At 58.0% G+C, this 1664-nt stretch carries 1 protein-coding gene; it reads left to right on the top strand.

Features of this window, described 5'->3' with window-relative positions; genetic code table 11:
- The coding region (locus V7728_RS20225; RefSeq protein WP_335371383.1) for a beta strand repeat-containing protein at positions 1–1664 on the top strand (1664 nt) is incomplete at both ends.

Genomic DNA, 1664 nt, shown 5'->3' with positions numbered 1-1664 from the left:
GTGACTGGAACAACAGGTGTAACCGGCCCAACAGGTGTAACAGGAACAACCGGAGAAACGGGATCGACAGGAGCGACTGGGGTAACTGGTGTAACCGGGGGAACGGGAACAACCGGCTCGACTGGTGCAACAGGACCGACTGGATCAACCGGAGAAACCGGCCCAACTGGGGTAACGGGCTCAACAGGAGAAACTGGCTCAACAGGAGAAACCGGGGCGACGGGAGAAACCGGATCGACAGGTGCAACCGGGGCGACCGGTGTAACTGGGGCAACAGGAATAACCGGAGAAACCGGCCCAACTGGGGTAACGGGCTCAACAGGAGTGACTGGAGTAACAGGCCCAACAGGAGTAGCCGGATCGACAGGAGAAACCGGATCAACTGGTGCGACGGGATTAACTGGAGTGACCGGAGTAACAGGTGCAACAGGAGCAACTGGCTCAACGGGAGAAACGGGTCCAACTGGTGTAACAGGCCCAACCGGATCGACAGGAGAAACGGGGTCAACTGGAGTGACTGGGGCAACAGGCCCAGCAGGAGAAACCGGAGCAACTGGACCATCAGGAGCAACAGGATCAACAGGAGAAACCGGAACCACGGGCTCAACCGGATCGACTGGAGTAACAGGTCCAACTGGTGTAACTGGTTCAACCGGAGAAACTGGTCCAATTGGTGTAACCGGCTCAACCGGCCCAACTGGGGTCACGGGCTCAACTGGGGCAACTGGCTCAACAGGAGAAACGGGTGCAACGGGAGTAACAGGCCCAACAGGAGCAACCGGCTCGACTGGTTCAACAGGCCCAACTGGTGTAACCGGCTCAACCGGTGCAACTGGAGTAACTGGAGCAACGGGAGAAACTGGCCCAACAGGAGGAACTGGGTCAACCGGTGCAACAGGGGTAACTGGAGAAATCGGTCCAACCGGAGTAACCGGTGCCACGGGAGAAACCGGCACAACCGGAGTAACAGGCCCAACTGGTATAACCGGAGAAACGGGCTCAACTGGAGTGACTGGGGCAACGGGGATAACAGGAGCGACTGGCGCAACCGGAGTAACAGGGTCAACAGGAGTAACCGGCGTAACGGGATCGACCGGAATAACAGGCGCGACAGGCTTAACCGGTGTGACTGGCCCAACTGGTCCAACGGGAGTGACAGGATCAACCGGATCGACAGGAGTAACCGGTCCAACAGGCACAACCGGAGTGACTGGTGCGACCGGAGAAACAGGATCAACCGGAGCAACGGGTGCATCCGGGGTAACGGGGTCAACCGGATCAACCGGCATAACAGGCCCAACAGGTGTAACTGGTATAACCGGATCAACGGGTGTAACAGGAGTAACCGGCCCAACAGGGTCAACGGGGGTAACTGGAGAAACCGGATCAACCGGCATAACAGGCCCAACAGGTGTAACTGGTATAACCGGATCAACGGGTGTAACTGGAGTAACCGGCCCAACAGGTGTAACTGGTATAACCGGATCAACGGGTGTAACTGGAGTAACCGGCCCAACAGGGTCAACGGGGGTAACTGGAGAAACCGGATCGACAGGCGCAACGGGCCTAACCGGCTCAACTGGATTAACAGGCGCGACAGGAATAACCGGCTCAACCGGCCCAACGGGAGGAACTGGGTTAACTGGTGCAACAGGAGTGACTGG

The organism is Bacillus sp. JHAA (assembly GCF_036961585.1).
Lineage (GTDB): Bacteria > Bacillota > Bacilli > Bacillales > Bacillaceae > Bacillus > Bacillus velezensis.
Note: the sequence above shows the minus strand (reverse complement) of the source record. Positions and strands in the feature narration are given on the sequence as shown.